An 18,272-nucleotide genomic window follows, 5' to 3' on the forward strand; every position below is an offset into this window, starting at 1 on the left:
CTCAGTCCGCGCTCGCGACGGCGGACGGGTGTCGGGCGGGGTCACGATCCGGCCCCGCTCGCTGCGACGTCTCGGTCCCGACGATCAGATCCTCGACCCGGCAGGTCTCCGAGATCATGAGGTCGTAGAGGGCATGCAGGAAATCGGTGGACAGATCGTGATCGATGGCGAACCGGTGGGCGTGTTCGTGTACAGCGCCGACCCGGCGCGGCTGCATCACCGGGATGGCATGCCGTCGTTTGAGTTCCGCGATGCGTGTGCAGACCTCGATCCGGGCCCGCACGTCTTCGAGCAGACGGTCGTCGATCCCGTCCAATTCCGTTCGCAGGGCTTCCAGTTCGCGTGCGGTGGGGTCGTCTCCACCCGGCGCACGGCTGTTGATGTTCGTCGATCGGGTCATGGCGCGACCACCTAGCAGTGTCCGAAGGTGCGGCCCGCCGACTTGACCCGCCCGACATGCGGCGCCTGCCCCCGTTCGGCACTGCGCCCGGCCCGCGTTCGCGAACCGCATCCCCCGACTCGGTCCATGGTCGCACCGAGCGTGCGTGTCGCGAGGGGCGTTGACGTCACCAGGTGATCACGATTCGCCAACGACCAGTACGTCAGCACACGAGATCCGTTGCCGGGGCGGCGGTTCGATTGCGGCAAGTCCGACCTTCCGGGCGTCGTTACCGAGACCCTTTGCCGCGCTTACTTTCCGGCGTGTCGGAGGTGTCCGTAGAGGGCGGCGCGATAGCCGCGTGTGTAACTCGGTTCCTCGTCGTCGGGGTCCGGCGGACACGCGAGCGTCGACGATGCCAGTTGTCGCGCCCACGGCGGGGGAAGCGCACCGAGATCGGCCGCGGCATCGACAAAACCCTGCTGGAACAGGTCCGGATCGAGGTGCTCGTCGAGTTCGGCGTCGAAGATCGGGAACGACGTGGGCAGGCGCGTGACGACGCCGTACTCGGTGACGATGTCGAGTTCGGGGAGGTCGGAGTCGGGATTCTTCAACGGACCGAACGCCTCTCGGCCAGGGTGCGATACAGGGTCGCGCGGCTCACCCCGAGCTCTTGCGCGATCCTGGGTACGGAGACTCCTTGCGCGCGCATCTGTTCGGCGAGCACCACCTGATCGGCGTCGAGCGCCCGCGGCCGGCCGATCGCCGACGTGGACCCACGCAGGGTTCTCGGCGTGGAACGGTCCGACCGTCTCGGCGCGTCGTCGTCGAGTTCGGCCAGCGACGCCAGCACCGCGACGATCATCGCTCCGGCCGGGTCGGCGGTGTCGATTCCCTCGCGGAGCGAGCGCAGTCCGATGCGGCGCCCGGCCATCTGATTCGTGACCTCCATGACCTCGCGAACGTTCCGGCCGAGGCGGTCGATGCCGACGACCACCGTGGTGTCGCCGGCTCGCGCGTAGTCCAGGAGGGCGGCCATCCCGGGCCGCTGACCCGCGGGCGCCGAGCGATCGGTCGCATCGGTGTAGATCCGCGCGGGGTCCACCCCGGCATCGGTGAGCGCGTCGATCTGGGGCGCGAGTGCGTGAGCACCGGGGGAGTCGCGTGCGTAACCGAGGGCCATCCCCGACGACTCTGTTGCGTCTGCTGTCACCGCGAGAGCGTATCTCAGAAGTATCGAGACAGCCTCAAAAGACTCGCCGGTGTTTCGAGACGTTCAGTAGAGCGGGGATGTCGGGTCTTGATAGTCGCAAAAATGGTCTCGAAATAGGCGAGACGACTCATGTGCGGCCGCGTTCGGGGTTCACCTGCTCGCACCGTTTCACCGCGTTGTGCCGCGCGGGGCGCTGCGCCGGCGCTACCGTCGCACCACGGTCGTCGGAGGAGGACATCCATGGGGCTCGCTCACTCGGACAGTCACTCGCGGGAACCGCGCCTCATCGAGGCGCCGACCGGGCCGGTCGAATATGTCGACGTCGGGTCCGGGCCGCCGCTGGTGTTCGTGCACGGGTCCCCGGGTGGCTGCGACCAGGGGGTCCTGATGACGCGCTTCCTGGCCGGGGCGCATCGCGTCCTCGCGGTCTCTCGACCGGGCTACCTGGGTACGCCCTTGGGCGGCGACAATCGAGATCCGGCCGCCCAGGCGGCACTGGTCAGGGCGGTGCTGGATTCGGTGGGGATCGATCGTTTCGGGCTGATGTGCTGGTCCGGTGGCGGTCCCGTCGCCTACTCGTTGGCGGCTTCCGTACCCGAGAGGGTGTCCGCTATCGTCGCGGTCGCCGCGGTCAGCACTCGCTTCGATCCGCGGAGCAGCCTGCGCGGACGACTCGAACTGTCCGAGGAGAAGCTTCTCTTCAGTCGTTTCGGGCATTGGGTGGCCACGACGCTTGCGTCACATGCGCCGTCCACCGCCATCTCGACGCTGCTCTCCGGCGAGGCTGAGCTGTCGCGCAACCAGATTCGCGCACTCACCGCGGACATCATCGCCGACGACGACGAGCGCGCGCTGGCACTCGACCTGTTCGACACCGTGTCCGGTGCCCGCAAGGCCGGGTTCGACAACGACTTCGATCAGTTTCGCGAACTCGACCTACCTCTTGCGCACGTCGCCGCACCGGTCCTGGCGATCCATGCCCGGACCGACGCCGACGTCCCGTTCGATCAGAGTGTCCATGCCGCGCAGACGCTGCCCGATGCTCGCCTCGAAGCCGTCGACGAAGGAACGCACCTGTCGTTGTGGCTCGGCTCGGACGCTCCAAGGCTGCAGTCGCTGGTCGTCGAGCATCTGTCCGGGGCGTCGCGCACATGACGCTCGACGTTCGAGGATGCCGGATCGCGAACTCACGTCGCGTGCGACGTGAGTTCGCTGATGCGACTTCGATCGAGGTCGCGTAGACGGATTGATGTCGCATGCGACATCGATCTCAGGGTCGGCGTAGTCGGCTGGGTTCCTGATCAGAACAGCGTCGGCGGGAGAGCGCCCTCGAACTCGAGCAGCCAGCGTTTGGTCGCCAGACCCTGACCGTCCGCGCCGCCCGAGTAGCCGCCGAGTCCGTCGCCGGCGACTACGCGATGACACGGGATGATCAACGGCAGGGGATTGATCCCCATGATCGTGCCGACGCCGCGCGCAGAGACCCGCGTGCCGCTCATCGCCGCGAGTTCGCCGTAGGTGACCGTGTCGCCGTGGGCGACCTTCCGGTAAAGCGTCGACAGGACCGCCCGGGCGGCGTCCGACATCCGATCGAGGTCGACAGGCAGGTCGAACTCGGTCAGCTCACCGGCGAAATAGGCGCGGATCTGTCGAATCGCCTCTGCGAGAACGGGATCGATGGTCTCGTCATCGGTCGGTACGTCGGTGGTCACTCGCCAGGCCACGCGCACGACGGCCGATCCATTGCTGTCGACGGCCACGGTGCCGACCGGCGTCGGTACGAGAGCGCGGCATGGTGTGGTCATCGGTGAGATCTCACGGTCGAGGTCAGGTCCGGCCACACAGTATCGGAGAGTCATCACGCAGACGGCGACGCGGGGAATACCCGTCCCGGCCGTGGTGTTCCGCCCACCATGAGTGCTAACGCAGAGTTGAGTCCTGAAGGCTGGGTCCGCGAGCAGACCGAGAAGATCCTCGAGCAGGGCACGACCGACGCTGTGACCGTGATGGACCGTCCGATCGTCCTGTTCACCACGACCGGCGCGAAGTCGGGCAAGAAGCGCTACGTCCCGCTGATGCGCGTGGAGGAGAACGGCAAGTACCTCATGGTCGCCTCGAAGGGCGGCGCGCCCGAGCATCCGGCGTGGTACCACAACGTGAAGGCGAACCCCCAGGTCACCGCGCAGGACGGTACCGAGGTGAAGGAATTGACCGCGCGCGAGCTGAGTGACGGCGAGGAGCGCGATCACTGGTGGGAGCTGGCAGTTGCCGCCTACCCGCCCTACGCCGAGTACCAGACGAAGACCGATCGGCAGATCCCGGTGTTCGTCCTCGAGTGAGTCGCGTCGAACCCACAGAGCCCCCGACTCGTCGTCGGGGGCTCTGGTCGTTCTCAGGTGTGCGAGCAGAGGGGTGCGCGGACCCCCGGGGTCACGAGAAGCGGATGTTCATGGTGGCGAGACCGAAGATCTTGCGGCCGCCCGACTTGGCCACCACGATCACGACGCCCGTCCGGGTCGCCGGATCGAGCGACTTGATCCGCCCGCTGTACTCGATCTCGCCGCCCTCGGCGCCGGACACGACAGCGGGCTGGGACAGGCGCACCGCATAGCGTGTGACGGCACCAGGGTCGCCCGACCACGACGACACGAAGGCGGCCCCGAGCCCCATGGTCAGCATGCCGTGCGCGATGACATCGGGCAGGCCGGCCAGTTTTGCGCTCGTCTCGTCCCAATGGATGGGGTTGGCGTCGCCCGCGACACCGCCGTAGTTGACCAGATCGCCGCGCGACAACCTGATCTTGTGCAGAGGCAGTTCGTCGCCGACGTTCAACTCGTCGAAGTTCCGTGCGCCCGAGGTGCGCCCGCTGTCGTCAGCGGTGCGGACGTCAGCGTCGGGACGGACCGTCCGCACGTATCGTGCCGCAGCCTCGTCGTGGCTGAAGATGTTGACGTCGTGCATCATCACCTTGCGGACCGCACTGCTCAACTCGGGGTCGACCTCGTCGGCGGTGACCCCGACGACCGTCGTGTGCATGGTGTGCACACGCTCGCCCGAGGCGTCGGTCATGGTGTTGGTCACGGTGATCAGGTCTTTGCCCGCGATCCGGCGGACACTCGTCAGCTCCACGTCCGTCGTCAGTTCGTCGCCGGCGACGATCGGGCGGTGCTGCTCGAAGACCTGCTCGGTCTGGACGTAGGTGTCGTAGCCGACGATGACCTTCTCGAACAGCTCTCGGTTCGCCGCCATCGCCGGGATGGAGGTGAAGGTGAGCGGCGCGACGAGACCGGAATAGCCAAGGGCGGCTGCGGCTTCGGGCTCCCAGTGGGCGCCGTGGTAATCCTGGACCGCGCGTGCGTACTCACGCACCTTCTCGCGGCCGACCTGATACGAGCCGTCGAGCACGTAGTAGTGGCCGACGCGGGATCCGATCCCGGAGGGATCGTCGGTGGTCGTGGCGGTGGTCGTCGGGGTGTGCGTCACCCCGAACACGCTAACGGTGTGCGCATTCGAGTCCAACTCCGGAGTAACTCTCCGACGCCGCGGTCAGCGCCGGAGACCTTTCCCGTGGGCGTACTCGGCCGGGCGACCCGAGGTCTGCCAGTCGTGCCAGTTCTCCCGGTGGCGGCACATCCACGTCTCGTGGAGTCGACGGAATCGAGGTGAGAGTCGACGGGTGGTTTCGACGACGACCACCACCGGTAGTCGGAGCACGATGACGAGCATCCCCGGAACCGGACTGGGCATCCGGTAGCGCAGCCGCGTCGTGGGCAGCATGTAGATGCTCGAGTACGCCGCGTACATCGCCGCGTTGTATTCGCCGCGCAACCGCTGCAAGCCGGTCGACCCGCTCTTCGCGAACGCGGCCGGGAACGACTCGATGAGCTCGGCGCCGTCGGCCCCGGCGTCGTAGGTGCGGGTGGACGTGACGAAGGCCAGCAATCGCAACGAGTCGGCGATCGTTTCCGGATACCACTGCGTGCGCACCCCGAGTAGGTGGCCGAGGTAGCGCTGGTAGTGCAGCAGGACGCGGATCTCGCGGGGTGTCGTCTGTACTCCGGTCAGCCACAGCGCCATCGCGGGCACCACGCTGCCGCCCAGCAGGGTCAGTAGTTGGTAGGACTGACTGATCGGCTCGCCCCAGCGTTGGCGATCCCATTCCGGATGTTCGGCGACGGTGCGCCGGACCCACACGTGCATGATGCGTACCCGCATCGCCGTCGCACGACCCTGTGACCCCGACGTCAGCAACGCGCCGGGTTGCGAGACGTCGATCCAGAACCGCGAGGTCTCCAGGAACCGGCGCAGAGCGTTGTCGCCCGCATAACCCCCGGCCAGCGAGAGCGGTTTCGCGACCGCAGCCTCGGTGTACATCTCCAGGGTGATCCCCCCGGCGACGCTGAACAGCCCGGTACCCCACCGGCGCCAGATGGCCTCGCCCTCCGCGATGAGTTCCGGGTCGACCCAGTCGGGGACGGTCTCGAACTCTTCGAACAGGTCGACCAGGGCCGGCGGGGGATCGTCGATGCTGTCCAGGCCGTCGGTGAGTGCCTGATCGAGAAGGGCTCGCGCGGCCTCGCCGCCCAGCGTGCCGTAGACCTCGTCGACGAAACGTTCGGCCACGGGGTCGGTGCGGAACATGTCCTCGGCGAAGGTGCGGAGGTTCTCCGGTTCCGGGAAGAGGTCTGTGCGGGTGAACTGCCGTACAAGCGCCCGTACGCCTCGCAGATGCCGGTTGGCCATCGCGGACTCATAGGCGACTGCCGCCGGGAAGGCAGGAGTGTCGGGTGACGGCGAGGTGGACACAGGACTCCTGACGTGAGACGGATTCCTAGATGTGTATCACCCGCGGTGCTCCGCTGACCAGTCGGCGACGGAGTCTTGACTTCAAGTGAACTCGAAGTTGCACCGTGGTGGGACATCCAACCAACTCGTGGAGGTATCGATGCGCCGCGTATTCGCCGACCTGTGGGAGACCAGCTCCGACAACCCGTTCCCGGGACTGACCACGCATGCCTACCTGTGGAGGTCGGCTCGAAACGTCCTCTTCTACTCGGTTGCGTCGGATTCCGAGTTCGATGAGCTCTACCGCCTGGGCGGGATCGACGAGCAATATCTGTCGCATCAGGATGAGGCCGGGCCGCTGCTGGCCGCGATTAACGAACGATTCGGGACGACACTGCACGCTCCTGCCGCCGAAGCGGACCGGATCGGCCGCTACGCGCGGATTGGGGTGGGGCTCGCGGACCGGCACACGGACGGCAACGGGGTCGAGGCGATCCCGACACCCGGCCATTCCCCGGGTAGCACGAGCTACCTGGTGCACGGCGCCGACGGCGACCGCTACCTGTTCACCGGGGACACCCTCTATCGAAGCGAGTCGGGGCGGTGGACCGCCGGGTATCTCCCGGGCATCAGTGACCCCGTCCAGCTCGCGGCGAGCCTCGAACTGCTGGCCACTCTTGCCCCGGACGTCGTCATATCGAGCGCGTATGCGGGGGAGTCAGCCGTTCACCGTGTCGACACGTCCACCTGGACAGCCGGTGTCACCGAAGCGATTCTCGGCCTGCAGGTGGCTGCGGACCGAAACGCCTAGTCGAACAGCCGCCGGAAGAGATTGGTCTCGGCGAGGTCGACCAGTTCGTCGCCGCGTCCGGACAGTACGGTGCGGAGCGCGTAGAGCGTGAAGCCCTTGGCCTGGGCGGCGGTGATCGTCGGCGGGATGGACAGCTCCTGGCGAGCGGTGACGACATCGAGTAGCGCCGGACCGTCGTGGGCGAGGAACTCGTCGACCGCACCGGCCAGGTCGTCCGGCCGCTCGACGCGCCGACCGTGGATACCGAGCGACTCCGCGAGCGCGGCGAAGTCCGGATTCTCCAGATCGGTTCCGTAGTTGACGAATCCGGCCGCCTTCATCTCGACCTCGACGAAGTTCAGCGACGAGTTGTCGAAGACGACGATCTTCACCGGCAGGTTGTTCTGCGTGATGGTCAGCAGCTCGCCGAGCAGCATCGCGAGCCCGCCGTCGCCGGCGAGCGCAACGATCTGGCGGTCCGGGAAGGCGGTCTGTGCGCCGATCGCCTGGGACACGGCATTGGCCATCGAGCCGTGGGTGAACGAGCCGATCAGGCGACGGGCCCCGTTCATCTCGAGGTAGCGCGCCGCCCACACCACCGGTGAGCCGACGTCGGGGATGAACACCGCGTCGCGGTCGGCTTTCTCGCTGATCAGGCGAGTCAGGTACTGCGGGTGGATCGGTGCCCGGTTGCGGTCGTTGTCGGCGAGGTCGTCGAGGCGGCGCCGTGCCGTGGCGTAGTGGGCCAACGAGGTCGACAGGTGTTCGGAGTCGCGGCCGGTGGAGATCTTCGGCAGGAGCGCGCGGGCGGTGTCGCCGACATCGCCGACGAGTGGCAGGTCGACGGGGCAGCGTCGACCGATCTGCTCGCCACGGATGTCGACCTGGATGATCGTCGCCTTCGACGGATAGAACTGTTCATACGGGAAGTCGGTGCCCAGCATGAGCAGCGTGTCGCACTTCTCGATCGCCCGATACCCCGACGAGAAGCCCAGCAGCCCGGTCATTCCCACGTCGTAGGGGTTGTCGTACTCGATGAACTCCTTGCCCCGCAACGCGTGCACGACGGGGGCCTGCAGGGCACGGGCGAGCTCGACGACCTCGTCGTGGGACCCCTGCACCCCCGCCCCGGCGAGAATCGTCACGCGTTCGGAGGCGTTGAGAGTGTCTGCGGCGCGGGCGATCTCGGCATCGGTGGGTCGGGTGACGCGGGGGATACGGCGGATGGGGGCGCCGGCGCGCCGTTTCGGGCACGGCGCCAAAAAGGTCTCGCCGGGGATGACGAGAACCGCCACATCCTGCTTCTCGACCGCGGTGCGCAGGGCGATGTCGAGCAGGCGCGGCATCTGGTCGGGCGTGCCGACCATCTCGCAGAAGGCGCTGCATTCCCGGAACAGCTGCTCGGGGTGGGTCTCCTGGAAGTAGCCGGTGCCGATCTCCGTCGCCGGGATGTGCGCGGCGATCGCAAGGACCGGGACACGACTGCGGTGCGCGTCGAACAGTCCGTTGATCAGGTGCAGGTTTCCGGGCCCGCAACTTCCCACGCACACCGCGAGTTCACCGGTGAGCGCAGCTTCGGCGGACGCGGCGAACGCCGCCGACTCCTCGTGTCGGACATGCCGCCATGAGATGGTGTCGTTTCTCCGTAGGGCATCGGTGAAACCGTTGAGGGAATCACCGGGCAGCCCGTGGACGTGCCGGACTCCGGCACGCTCGAGTTCCTCGACGATCCTCTCCGCGACTGTGAGCGACATGGCGATCCGTTCGGTCGGCGTCGGTGTGCCCCGACTATAGACGCGCGGACACCCGGCCGGCCGACGACGCACACGCGTCGCCGGCCGGTGGTGTGAGTCAGGACTCTGCGTGATCCGACGTCATGGCCAGGACTCGTGCGGCGTCGAACTCGGCCCGAAGAGTGTGCAAGCGTGCGTCGGCGAACTCGAGGGAGTCCGATCCGAGGAGCTGATGCAGGGGGGCGTCGCCGGCGGTGACCACCGTGATGATCGCCGACGCCGCGCGCACCGGATCGCCGAGTTGGGTTCCGGGCATGGCCTGGTGCGCGCCGGTCATGTCGCGGATGGCGGGATAGGCGTCGCTCGCGTTCTCCGGCAATCCCAGCGACGTGGGTCGCAGGAAGTCCGTTCGCATGTAGCCGGGTTCAACCAGGTTGACCGCGATCCCGTGGTCGGCGACCTCGGCCGCGAGTGACTCGGTGAGTCCTTCGAGGGCGAACTTCCCCGCACAGTACAACCCCCATCCCGGGAATGACGTCAGTCCCAGGATCGAAGAGACGTTGATGATGTGCCCACCTCCCCGCGCCCGCATCCCGGGCAACGCCGCGCGCAGCACATTCCACACGCCGAAGATCTGGACGTCGAACATCCTGCGTGCCTCGGCGTCGGTGACCTCTTCGACGGCGGCGAGGAAACCGTACCCGGCGTTGTTGACCACCACGTCGAGTCCGCCGAAACGTTCCTCGGTGGCGGTGACCGCTGCGCGGACGTCCTGCTCGTCGGCGAGTGAGACCTCCAGTGGGAGCAGGTTGGTGGTGTCGTTGCCGGCCAACGCCGTCTGGAGTCGTTCCGCGGAACGCGTGGTGGCGGCCACGTTGTCGCCGCGGCGCAGCAACTGGGTGACCAGTTCGAGTCCTAGACCGCGCGAAGCGCCGGTGACAAACCAAGTGGCCGGTCGGTTGGTGGGATGGGTCATGAGCTCCTCCTGTGTGTCCGTTTCGGTTCGGCTGCGAACCGATGAGTCGAGAATGTCCCGTCCAAAGCGTCTGTGGGAGCGCGTAACCGGCCCCCATGCACCCAGTCCGGGCCAACCCAGGACTCGCAGACCCAGGCGCGGACCGCCGGACCGTCGCAGAATGGGACCATGTCCGATCTCAACCGAGAACTCGCCGACTTCCTCCGTCGTGCCCGATCCGCACGGGATCCCCGGGAGACGGGACTACCCGACGACGGGCGGGTGCGACGTGTCAAGGGACTGCGACGCGAGGAGGTCGCACTTCTGGCCGGCGTGTCGACCGACTACTACACCCGCCTCGAACAGGGTCGGCGCATCGTGCCCTCGACGCAGGTCATCGATGCGATAGCGCGGGCGCTGGGACTCGACGACGTCGGGCAGGGTCACCTGCGGAATCTGGTGTCGGCGACACGACCACCGCGCGCATCTGGCCGGTCGCGTACCGCGCCACAACGAGTCCGACCCGGATTACGACAACTGCTCGACTCCTTCGACGCGCACCCCGCACTCGTTCTCGGCCGTCGTACCGAGGTCCTCGCCGCGAACCGGATGGCGTGCGCGCTCTTCGCCGACTTCGAACGGATGCCCGGCCGGGAACGAAACTACGCTCGCTGGATGCTTCTGTCCGAGTCGGCGCGCGACCTGTTCATCGACTGGGAGACGCAGGCGCGCAACGCCGTCGAGAGTCTGCGGCTGGAAGCCGGACGGATGGCGGGCGACCGCGACATCATCGAGCTCGTCGGTGAGTTGTCGCTGTCGAGTCCGGAATTCCGGCAGTGGTGGTCCGAGCACGGGGTCCACCAGCGCACGTTCGGCGCCAAGCGTCTGGCGCACCCGATCGTCGGTGAGCTGACCGTCGACTACGAAACCCTGACCCTGCCCGGAGACGACGAGCAGACGCTGTTCCTCTACACCACCGAACCGGGATCTCCGTCGCGTCAGGCGATCTCGATCCTCGCGAGTTGGAGCCAGCCCACTCCGACCCCCTCCGAGTGAGAGGTGCGGATGGTCAGAGATGCTCGACGGGCTGGCGCAACAGGGTCCGCAGCCTCTCCGGAGCGACCCGGCGGAAGTCGCTGAAGTAGATCTCATGATGACGGCCCGACATGCGTAAACCGTTGTCGGGTATGAACCGATCGTGCATCTCGGCCAGCACCGGCCCCTCGTCGTCGAAGGGCCCGTGGTGCAGCGTCTGAACGCACGACCCCTCGTCCAACGACTCCGTGCGTAGGTCGGCGAGACGCGGCGGCGGCTTCTTCGCGCCGGCCTCGAGAACAGCGGCGTCGAGCAGATCCTCGCCGATCCACTCGGGGACCATCAGCATGAGCGTCCAACTCCAACGGCCCTTGTCGCGGGCGCCGGTGAAGGTGCTCATGTCGTCGGCCCACCAGAGCCCCTCGAGTGGCGGGACGACGTAGTCGCGGCCGAGTTCACGACTGCTCGCGAACTTCAGCTTGTACGCAACCGGGTACAGCGTCTCGATCGACGCCGCGAACTGCGGTGTCGAGTTGGGGTCGCCCGATCCGTCGATCATCAGATAACGCAGGGACGGGACGTCGAGAATGCGGAAGTGGCCGCGCCGCGCCTGGTACGAGTCCAGCGTCTTCTTGAAGTCCACCTTCTCGGGCACGCCCCCGACACTATCCGGGAATGCGTCGCCGCTCATAGGTTCGGAGCGCGAGAAGGTATGCCGCCCCGCCGATGGCGAGACTCCAGGCGATCGAGGCGACAACGCTCGCGGTGGGGACCGGAGCGTCGGTGAGGGTTCCGCGCAGGACCTCGATGACGGGGGTGAAGGGCTGGTACTCGGCGAATTGCCTCAGGCCGGCGGGTAGGGATTCGGCCGGTACGAAACCCGTGCTGAGGAACGGCAGGAGCGTGAGAAACATCGGTGTGTTGCTGGCGGTCTCGACGCTCTTGGCCGCCAGCCCGAGGTAGACCGACAGCCAGATCAGGGCGATGGAGAACACGGTGGTCACGCCGAACGCGCCCAGCCAGTCGAGCGGACCGGCCGACGGCCGGAATCCGATCGCGACGGCGACGACCAGCACCACGACGATGCTGAACAGCGCCTGCAGGAGGCTGGCGAGTACGTGACCGGTGAGGACAGCGGAGCGGGCGATGTCCATGGTGCGGAAGCGGTTGATGATCCCCGAGGTCATGTCCATGGCAACGACGATGGCGGTCCCCTGGACCGCCGACGCGACGGTGACGAGCACGATCCCGGGCACCACATAGTCGAGGTAGGCGGCGCGCCCACTGTCGCCGGACTGCGTGGTCATCCCGGCGCCGAGCTGGCCCCCGAACACGAAGACGAACAGCAGCAGGAAGACCACCGGGATGCCGACCAGCATCACGGTGAGCACGGGGAACTTGATGAGCCGCCGAACGTTGCGGCGGACCATGACCCGCGAATCCGACACCGTGTGTGCCAGGGTCGTCATGAGGCTGCTCCGGACGGATCGGGGTCGGTGGCACCGGGTTCGGCGATCTCGGCATCGGCGGCCGCGGAAGCGGGATTGCCGGTGAGCGCGAAGAACACATCGTCGAGGGTCGGGGCGTGGACACCGACGTCGGTGACCGTGATGCCGGCGGCCTCCAGTTGGTTCAAGGTGGTCCGGACAGTGGTGACGGTGTCGTCGGTCGCGATGTCGAGGCGTCGTGCTTCGGGAACCGGACGCGCATCCGGCAGGAGCGAGGCCGCCTTGTCGAAGGAGTCGCGGTCGGCGAAGGTCAGGCGCACCTCGGAGTCGTGCACCCGGCTCTTCAATTCGGCGGCGGTGCCCTCGGCCACGATGTGGCCGTGGTCCAGGACGGCGATGCGGTCGGCGAGCTGGTCGGCCTCCTCGAGGTATTGCGTGGTGAGGAAGACCGTGACGCCATCGGCGGCGAGCCGGGAGATGGTCTCCCACAGCATCCGTCGACTCCGGGGGTCGAGTCCCGTGGTCGGTTCGTCGAGGAAGATCACTCGCGGAATGGACACCAGAGTCATGGCGAGATCGAGGCGCCGACGCATGCCGCCGGAGTAGGTCGACACCGCGCGGTCGGCGGCCGCGACCAGATCGAACTGCTCGATCAACTCCTGGGCGCGGGCCTGCCCGTTGCGTCGGCCCAGCCGTCGTAGGTCGGCCATGAGCACCAGATTGTCCCGCCCGCTGAACAATTCGTCGACCGCGACCGACTGGCCGGTGACACCGATCATCGCGCGCACCGCCCGCGTCTGCGCGACCGTGTCGTATCCGCCGATCGTCACCGTCCCCGAGTCGGCGGGGAACAGGGTCGACGCGATGCCGACGGTCGTGGTCTTGCCGGAACCGTTCGGCCCCAGCAGGGCGGTCACGCTGCCGGCGGGTATCTCGAGATCGATGCCGTCGAGAACGCGCTGTCCGCCATAGCTTTTCGTCAACCCGCGGATCTCGATGTCGGCGCCGGCGGTCAACCGGTCGGGTCCGTCCGGCGGGCCGGTGCGCTCATCGGTCCTGAGCGTCGAGCCGGGCCGCGACGCCGGCGGGGAAACCGCCGGTGGCCACCGGGCCCCACCTCGTGGGCGTGATGCGGATCAGCGACTTGCCCTGGGTCCGCATCGCCGCTCGATACTCGTCCCAATCGGGGTGCTCACCGGAGATGCTGCGGAAGTAGTCGACGAGCGCGTCCTCGGCCTCGGGCATGTCGAGGACCTCGGCGTCGCCGTCGACCTGGACCCAGGCGCCGTTGAAGTCGTCGGAGAGCACCACCACACTGGCGACCGGCGTGTGCCGGAGGTTCGCCGCCTTCGCCCGGCCGGGATAGGTCGAGATGACGATGCGGCCCTGCTCGTCGACCCCACCGGTGACCGGCGACATCTGCGGGCTGCCGTCGGAACGGATGGTGCTGAGGATCATGTGGTGGCGCGGCCGGATGAACTCCAGCAGTTCGGCACGGTCGACACCATCGGCTTTCGCGACTGTTCTGGCCATGTGCCGACCTTACGCCGGGACTCGAAGTCTCAGGGGAGCGCGGCGATGAGGCCGGCCTGGACGGCGCTGACCGGGGTCGTCGACTTGCCGTCGACCGTCATCGCGTCGTCGGTGTTGATCACGATGATGATCGTCGTGTCCGAATCGTAGTTGTGGAACAACGAGGTGTTGTATCCGGGGAAATCCCCGTCGTGACCCCACCATCCGTCGCGGTTGCCGATACCGATGCCGTATCCGGAGGTGGCGGTGTTCGGTGGCGGCGAGGTGAGAACAGAATCCCGGCGCAGTTGCTGGGTCGCCGGATTCAGGACGCCCTGCCCGGTGAACAAGGCCTCACCCCAGGTCTGCAGGTCGTCGACGGTCGAGATGACGGCACCGGCGGTGGACGCGAAGGACGGATTCCAGCGCGTCGAGTCGACCGTCTGCCCGTCGGGCTGGCCCTGATCGGTGAGGCCGTCGAGATGTGGATCGGGGATCGCGACCGACCCGCCGGGCCACGAGGACTCGTCCATGCCCAGGGGCGTGAAGATCCGGTCGGCGAAGACCTCGCCGACGGGTTTCGCCAGCACCTTCTCGATGACCAGGCCCAGCAGGACGTAATTCGTGTTGGAGTACTCCCAGCCCTGCCCCGGCGGAAAGCTCGGTGGCAGCGCCTTCGCGGTGTCCACCAGTTCGGTGGGCGTCCAGACGGATTCGGGGTCGGCGAAGAACTTTCGGTCGAAGGACTCGGACGCGGTGTACGACGGGATGCCGCTGGTCATGTCGGCGACCTGGCGCAGCGTCGCGCTGCCGTTGGGGGCGTCCGGGACGAACCTGTCGATGCGGTCGTCGAGTGAGACGCGGCCCTCCTGGACGAGCTGCAGCAGCAGAGTGGCGGTCATCGTCTTGGTGAGCGAGCCGATGCGGGTGTGATCGGCCGTCTGGATGGGATCGTCTCCGCCGGCCGCCCGGACCCCGGATGTCCCCGTCCAGGTTCCGGCCGGTGAGATGACCCGGGCGATGACGCCGGGGAGATTCCCGGCGGCCCGGGTGTCGTCGATCGCCTTCTGGAACGCCGCCGCGGTGTCGGCCGGCACCGAGGTCGTCTGACCCGAGCCGGGCGCGGCACTCGACGATCCCGCACCGGATGCCGTCTCCGAGGGTGAGCAGGCGGCGAGGCCGAGTACGGCCGCTGCACCGATCGTCACCATGCGGAGGAGGGCCGTGGCGCGCACGGGGTTTCGGCTCATGTGGTCACTCTAACGGCAGGTCGGCGCACCGAGGCGACTTGGCGTAAATGGGACAACGTCCGGGGCGCGTGTGTCAGATGCGGTGCGCCAGCGCCGGCGAGACCGGGTAGATGTCGACGGCCGTGGCGAGCTTCGCGGCGACGGCCCGCTCCCGCGCCGCCGGGTCGAAACCCCGCCCGTGCGGCCGCTCCGGGACGGACGTGCCGGAATCCACCACGGTCCAGTCCGAGCCGGCTTCGACCAGTGATCGATGTTTGGTGCTGTAGTAACCCGGCATCGCCACCACCGCGATCCCGGGATCGCCGGCGGCCGCGGCCATCAGGTGCGGGTGGAACCGGGTGCTGATCCAGGTGCTGCGGTGTCCGGCGGGCAGCCCGTCGTTCCAGACGTCGCGGAAGGTGAGCACGGTGGCGCCGGCCAGCCGCGCGCCGAGCCGGTAGGGAACCTCGTTGTCGTGCCCCGGGATTCCCTCGACGACGGTGACCGCCGAACCGGGTACGTCCCAGGCGTCGAGCGTCGCGCGCACGAAGTCGGCCAGGGCTTCGACGCCGGTCGCCCGCGGTCCGGTGAACCGCTCGGTGAGATCGGACTGCAGGCACAGGACGACGCCGTTCTCGGCTGGTGCATCCATCTCGCGGTAGAGCGGAGGTCGCGGCCGGTGCAGGGCCAGCCACGCGTCGTCGCCGGAATGCCGTGCGCCGACGACGCCGTCGAGCACGTCGTACGACGCGGTGTCGCGCACGTCCACGACGTCGAATGCGGCGAACGCCTCGGTCAACGCCGCCCACGCGGGGCCCTGCAGCGCGGGAACGAGTCCCTGACCAGTCGCGGCGAGGCGCGCCCCAGAGTGCCGGGCCACCGCAGCAGCTGCGACGAACAACGAGACATGGTGTGGCCACACGGTATTGAGGTAACCGCCGCCCAGGAGGTGGATGGTGGTCGCCGACTCCAGGAGGTCGATCCCGGCGGTCAGTCGCGGCGCCAGACCGGAGTCGAGGGCGGCGGCGCCGACCCACTCCCAGGGCGCGGGTTGTTCGGCCTCCGCGGCGTATGTGGTCAATTGCCACAGGGTGTCGACGACGAGCATGTTCGGGTGGGCATCACGCAGCAGCGTCGTGGCCGTGCCCGGGCTGTGGCAGTCCAGCACGATCGTGGCATTCGGACGCACCCGGGTCAGGTGCCGCAACCAGGTTCTCGCGATCAGTTCGTCGCCGTAGTTGGGGTGGCCGGTCGGTGCCACCAGGTAGATCACCTCGCCGGCACCCATCGCGCGGCCGAGACGTGACTCGGCGGAGCGCTGGCGGACCGAGGTGCCGATGCGGTCGGCGAGCACGCCCGCGGCCCGGAACAGGGGGCGGTTGGGTGCCGGTCTGCTGGTCACGATCCCCAAGGTTACGGCGTGCGGCGGCCGGTGGCCCCGGTCGGACAGAGATCGAACGACATGGCCGCGCGCCGGTACGAGGTGCAGCCGCTACCCGAAGGTGCCCTCGAGATGACGCAGCGCGGCCTTGCCGTCGGTGGTCGGCCCGCGGTACCCGACATACCCGTCGGGCCGGATGACGAACACCGTCGAGCCGTCGGGGCGGTAGCCATCGGCGAAGCGGCCGTCGGTGTCCCGGAGCAGCGGTAGTTCGGTGCTGCCGACCTGCGCGGTCGACGCGGCGATCACATGGATGTCGATGTGGCCGTGCGCCTTCGCCGACATCTCGTCGGCGAGTGACTCAAGCACCGCGACCTCGTCGGCCCCGGCGGTGGGGTCGGCGTACAGGACGAGCGAATGGTCGACGCCGCCGATCACGTCGAACAGTCGCAGCGGGAAATTGACGGAATCGCGGCTGAGGCCGGCGGCATCCGGTGCGCGTTCACCGGCACGCGGCGCGGCCGGCGCCGTGGGCACTGCCGACCCGGCGACGAGCGGACTGTCGGCGTAGGAGATCAACAATTGGCCCTCGCGCCGCATGATGAAGTCCAAGTCGTTGGAATCGGCGCCGATGCCCTCGCGGGCGTCCCGGACCGTGCGTCCCACGACCTCCTCGCCGACGGGCCGACGTTCGAGGTCGTAGCTGTCGAGGAGCACATCGGAGCCGACACCCGCGACGGCGAGGGCGAGCTTCCAGGCGAGATTGTGTGCATCCTGCACGCCGGTGTTCATCCCCTGCGCACCCGTGGGCGGGTGGATGTGGGCGGCGTCGCCGGCGACGAACACGCGTCCACGACCGTAGGAATCGACGATGCGGTGACTGATCCGGAACACCGAGGACCAGCGCAGGTTCGACACCGTCGCGGGTTCCGGTGCGAGGCGGTCGACCACGGCCTGGATGTGGGACAGTTCCGGCGCCCTGGTTCCCTCGAAACCGTGCGCCACACCGTCTCCGCCGGTGGTCGGTGCGACCGCGAGTTCGTCGGGGACGAGCATCGACATCCGGTAGCGGCCGCGGCCGGGAAGGGGGATGCACACCAGTTGGTCGTCGGTCGTGCCGTCCGCGGTCTGGTGCATCGAGCGGATCGCGTACCCCTGGGGCATCGACCAGTCCGCCACGACGTCGCCGAGCATGTACTGCTCGGTGAAGGCGGCCCCTTCGAAGGACAGCCCGAGACCCTTGCGCACCACGCTGTGGGCGCCGTCGGCGCCGAGCAGATAGCCCGCACGGACGGTGGTGTCCCCGCGCGGACCCGTGAGGGTCACGGTCACCCCGTCTGCGTCCTGGTCGAACGCGGACACGGCGGTGCCCCGGTCGATGTCGGTACCCAGATCGGTCAGGCGCTCACGCAGGATGCGCTCGGTCGCGTACTGGGGGAGCAGGTGGAATCGGTAGGGCACATCGGGTGGCGTCGACAGATCGACCCGCGAGACCTGACTTCCGTTGACGTAGACGAGTTGTCCGCGCATCTCGAGCCCGGCGTCGAGCACCTGTTCCACGACGCCCATGCTCTCGAAGACCTCGAGCGTCCGCGGTTGGATCCCGACCGCCTTGGCGTACTGCGGGGGTTCGAGGAGCGGATCGACGATCCGCACGCGAACTCCGCGCCTGCGCAGCTCGATGGCGGCGGTCAAGCCGATGGGGCCGGCGCCGGCGATCAGGACATCGACTTCGGTCATGGAATCCTCCCGTTGTCGGCAGTCGCCGACACTCTGAGGATTATCGGGCGGGTGGCATCCCACCGCCACCAG

Annotated in this window: 19 protein-coding genes; 4 read left to right on the forward strand and 15 right to left on the reverse strand. The window is 68.0% G+C overall.

Annotation, left to right across the window (positions count from 1 at the left end; all coding sequences use genetic code 11):
• Position 1: 1 nt before the first annotated feature.
• The 3 genes from ACFVHY_RS19605 to ACFVHY_RS19615 all read right to left on the reverse strand — a co-directional run bounded on the left by ACFVHY_RS19605 (position 2) and on the right by ACFVHY_RS19615 (position 1,562).
• Complete coding sequence (locus ACFVHY_RS19605) at positions 2 to 400, reverse strand: chorismate mutase family protein (protein ID WP_065629819.1); 399 nt, start codon at positions 398 to 400, stop codon at positions 2 to 4.
• 290 nt (positions 401 to 690) lie between these two features.
• Positions 691 to 993, reverse strand: coding sequence for a hypothetical protein (locus tag ACFVHY_RS19610; protein ID WP_390274855.1), 303 nt, complete (start codon positions 991 to 993; stop codon positions 691 to 693).
• Positions 990 to 1,562: a recombinase family protein gene (locus ACFVHY_RS19615; RefSeq protein ID WP_390275003.1), complete on the reverse strand. Its 573-nt coding sequence runs from the start codon at positions 1,560 to 1,562 to the stop codon at positions 990 to 992. The genes ACFVHY_RS19610 and ACFVHY_RS19615 overlap by 4 nt, the downstream gene beginning before the upstream one ends.
• Before the next feature lie 270 nt (positions 1,563 to 1,832).
• Here ACFVHY_RS19615 and ACFVHY_RS19620 point away from each other — a divergent pair, with 270 nt between their 5' ends.
• Positions 1,833 to 2,747, forward strand: a complete 915-nt coding sequence (locus tag ACFVHY_RS19620; protein WP_390274857.1) for an alpha/beta fold hydrolase — start codon at positions 1,833 to 1,835, stop codon at positions 2,745 to 2,747.
• A 146-nt stretch (positions 2,748 to 2,893) separates the two neighbouring features.
• On the opposite strand, the gene ACFVHY_RS19625 is transcribed toward ACFVHY_RS19620, so the two are convergent.
• Positions 2,894 to 3,397, reverse strand: a complete 504-nt coding sequence (locus ACFVHY_RS19625; RefSeq protein WP_390274859.1) for a methylated-DNA--[protein]-cysteine S-methyltransferase — start codon at positions 3,395 to 3,397, stop codon at positions 2,894 to 2,896.
• Positions 3,398 to 3,505: 108 nt separating this feature from the next.
• Here ACFVHY_RS19625 and ACFVHY_RS19630 point away from each other — a divergent pair, with 108 nt between their 5' ends.
• Positions 3,506 to 3,931, forward strand: coding sequence for a nitroreductase family deazaflavin-dependent oxidoreductase (locus ACFVHY_RS19630; protein WP_390274861.1), 426 nt, complete (start codon positions 3,506 to 3,508; stop codon positions 3,929 to 3,931).
• A 91-nt stretch (positions 3,932 to 4,022) separates the two neighbouring features.
• On the opposite strand, the gene ACFVHY_RS19635 is transcribed toward ACFVHY_RS19630, so the two are convergent.
• Together ACFVHY_RS19635 and ACFVHY_RS19640 are read right to left on the reverse strand one after the other, a co-directional pair.
• Positions 4,023 to 5,075, reverse strand: coding sequence for a fused (3R)-hydroxyacyl-ACP dehydratase subunits HadA/HadB (locus ACFVHY_RS19635; RefSeq protein WP_390274864.1), 1,053 nt, complete (start codon positions 5,073 to 5,075; stop codon positions 4,023 to 4,025).
• 63 nt (positions 5,076 to 5,138) lie between these two features.
• Positions 5,139 to 6,398, reverse strand: coding sequence for an oxygenase MpaB family protein (locus tag ACFVHY_RS19640; RefSeq protein WP_390274866.1), 1,260 nt, complete (start codon positions 6,396 to 6,398; stop codon positions 5,139 to 5,141).
• Positions 6,399 to 6,537: 139 nt separating this feature from the next.
• Here ACFVHY_RS19640 and ACFVHY_RS19645 point away from each other — a divergent pair, with 139 nt between their 5' ends.
• Positions 6,538 to 7,188 (forward strand): MBL fold metallo-hydrolase, encoded by a 651-nt coding sequence (locus ACFVHY_RS19645; protein WP_390274868.1) that lies wholly within the window; start codon positions 6,538 to 6,540, stop codon positions 7,186 to 7,188.
• On the opposite strand, the gene poxB is transcribed toward ACFVHY_RS19645, so the two are convergent.
• A complete protein-coding gene (gene poxB, locus ACFVHY_RS19650; protein WP_390274870.1) occupies positions 7,185 to 8,921 on the reverse strand; it encodes a ubiquinone-dependent pyruvate dehydrogenase in 1,737 nt (578 codons plus the stop codon). The genes ACFVHY_RS19645 and poxB overlap by 4 nt on opposite strands.
• Before the next feature lie 97 nt (positions 8,922 to 9,018).
• Positions 9,019 to 9,876: an SDR family NAD(P)-dependent oxidoreductase gene (locus ACFVHY_RS19655; protein ID WP_390274872.1), complete on the reverse strand. Its 858-nt coding sequence runs from the start codon at positions 9,874 to 9,876 to the stop codon at positions 9,019 to 9,021.
• Between the two features lie 168 nt (positions 9,877 to 10,044).
• Between ACFVHY_RS19655 and ACFVHY_RS19660 the strand changes: the two genes are divergently transcribed.
• Positions 10,045 to 10,911 carry a helix-turn-helix domain-containing protein gene (locus ACFVHY_RS19660; protein ID WP_390274874.1) on the forward strand — a complete coding sequence of 289 codons (867 nt, stop codon included), beginning with the start codon at positions 10,045 to 10,047 and terminating at the stop codon, positions 10,909 to 10,911.
• A gap of 13 nt (positions 10,912 to 10,924) precedes the next feature.
• Here the strand turns inward: ACFVHY_RS19660 and ACFVHY_RS19665 are convergent, their stop codons facing one another.
• From ACFVHY_RS19665 to ACFVHY_RS19695, 7 genes are all read right to left on the reverse strand, one after another.
• Positions 10,925 to 11,545, reverse strand: a complete 621-nt coding sequence (locus tag ACFVHY_RS19665) for a GyrI-like domain-containing protein (RefSeq protein ID WP_390274876.1) — start codon at positions 11,543 to 11,545, stop codon at positions 10,925 to 10,927.
• A gap of 10 nt (positions 11,546 to 11,555) precedes the next feature.
• Positions 11,556 to 12,359, reverse strand: coding sequence for an ABC transporter permease (locus ACFVHY_RS19670; RefSeq protein WP_390274878.1), 804 nt, complete (start codon positions 12,357 to 12,359; stop codon positions 11,556 to 11,558).
• Entirely contained in the window at positions 12,356 to 13,354 is a 999-nt protein-coding gene (locus tag ACFVHY_RS19675) for an ATP-binding cassette domain-containing protein (RefSeq protein ID WP_390274880.1), read from the reverse strand. Before ACFVHY_RS19675 ends, ACFVHY_RS19670 begins: the two co-directional genes overlap by 4 nt.
• 31 nt (positions 13,355 to 13,385) lie before the next feature.
• Positions 13,386 to 13,871 carry a PPOX class F420-dependent oxidoreductase gene (locus tag ACFVHY_RS19680; protein WP_390274882.1) on the reverse strand — a complete coding sequence of 162 codons (486 nt, stop codon included), beginning with the start codon at positions 13,869 to 13,871 and terminating at the stop codon, positions 13,386 to 13,388.
• Positions 13,872 to 13,900: 29 nt separating this feature from the next.
• A complete protein-coding gene (locus tag ACFVHY_RS19685) occupies positions 13,901 to 15,100 on the reverse strand; it encodes a serine hydrolase domain-containing protein (protein WP_390274885.1) in 1,200 nt (399 codons plus the stop codon).
• Between the two features lie 73 nt (positions 15,101 to 15,173).
• The gene (locus ACFVHY_RS19690) at positions 15,174 to 16,481 is read right to left on the reverse strand and encodes a polysaccharide pyruvyl transferase family protein (RefSeq protein WP_390274886.1); all 1,308 of its coding nucleotides are present in this window, start codon (positions 16,479 to 16,481) and stop codon (positions 15,174 to 15,176) included.
• 90 nt (positions 16,482 to 16,571) lie between these two features.
• Entirely contained in the window at positions 16,572 to 18,200 is a 1,629-nt protein-coding gene (locus tag ACFVHY_RS19695) for an FAD-dependent monooxygenase (protein WP_390274888.1), read from the reverse strand.
• Positions 18,201 to 18,272: the final 72 nt, after the last annotated feature.

Origin of the sequence: Gordonia sp. NPDC127522 (assembly GCF_042672305.1) — a bacterium.
GTDB lineage: Bacteria > Actinomycetota > Actinomycetes > Mycobacteriales > Mycobacteriaceae > Gordonia > Gordonia hongkongensis.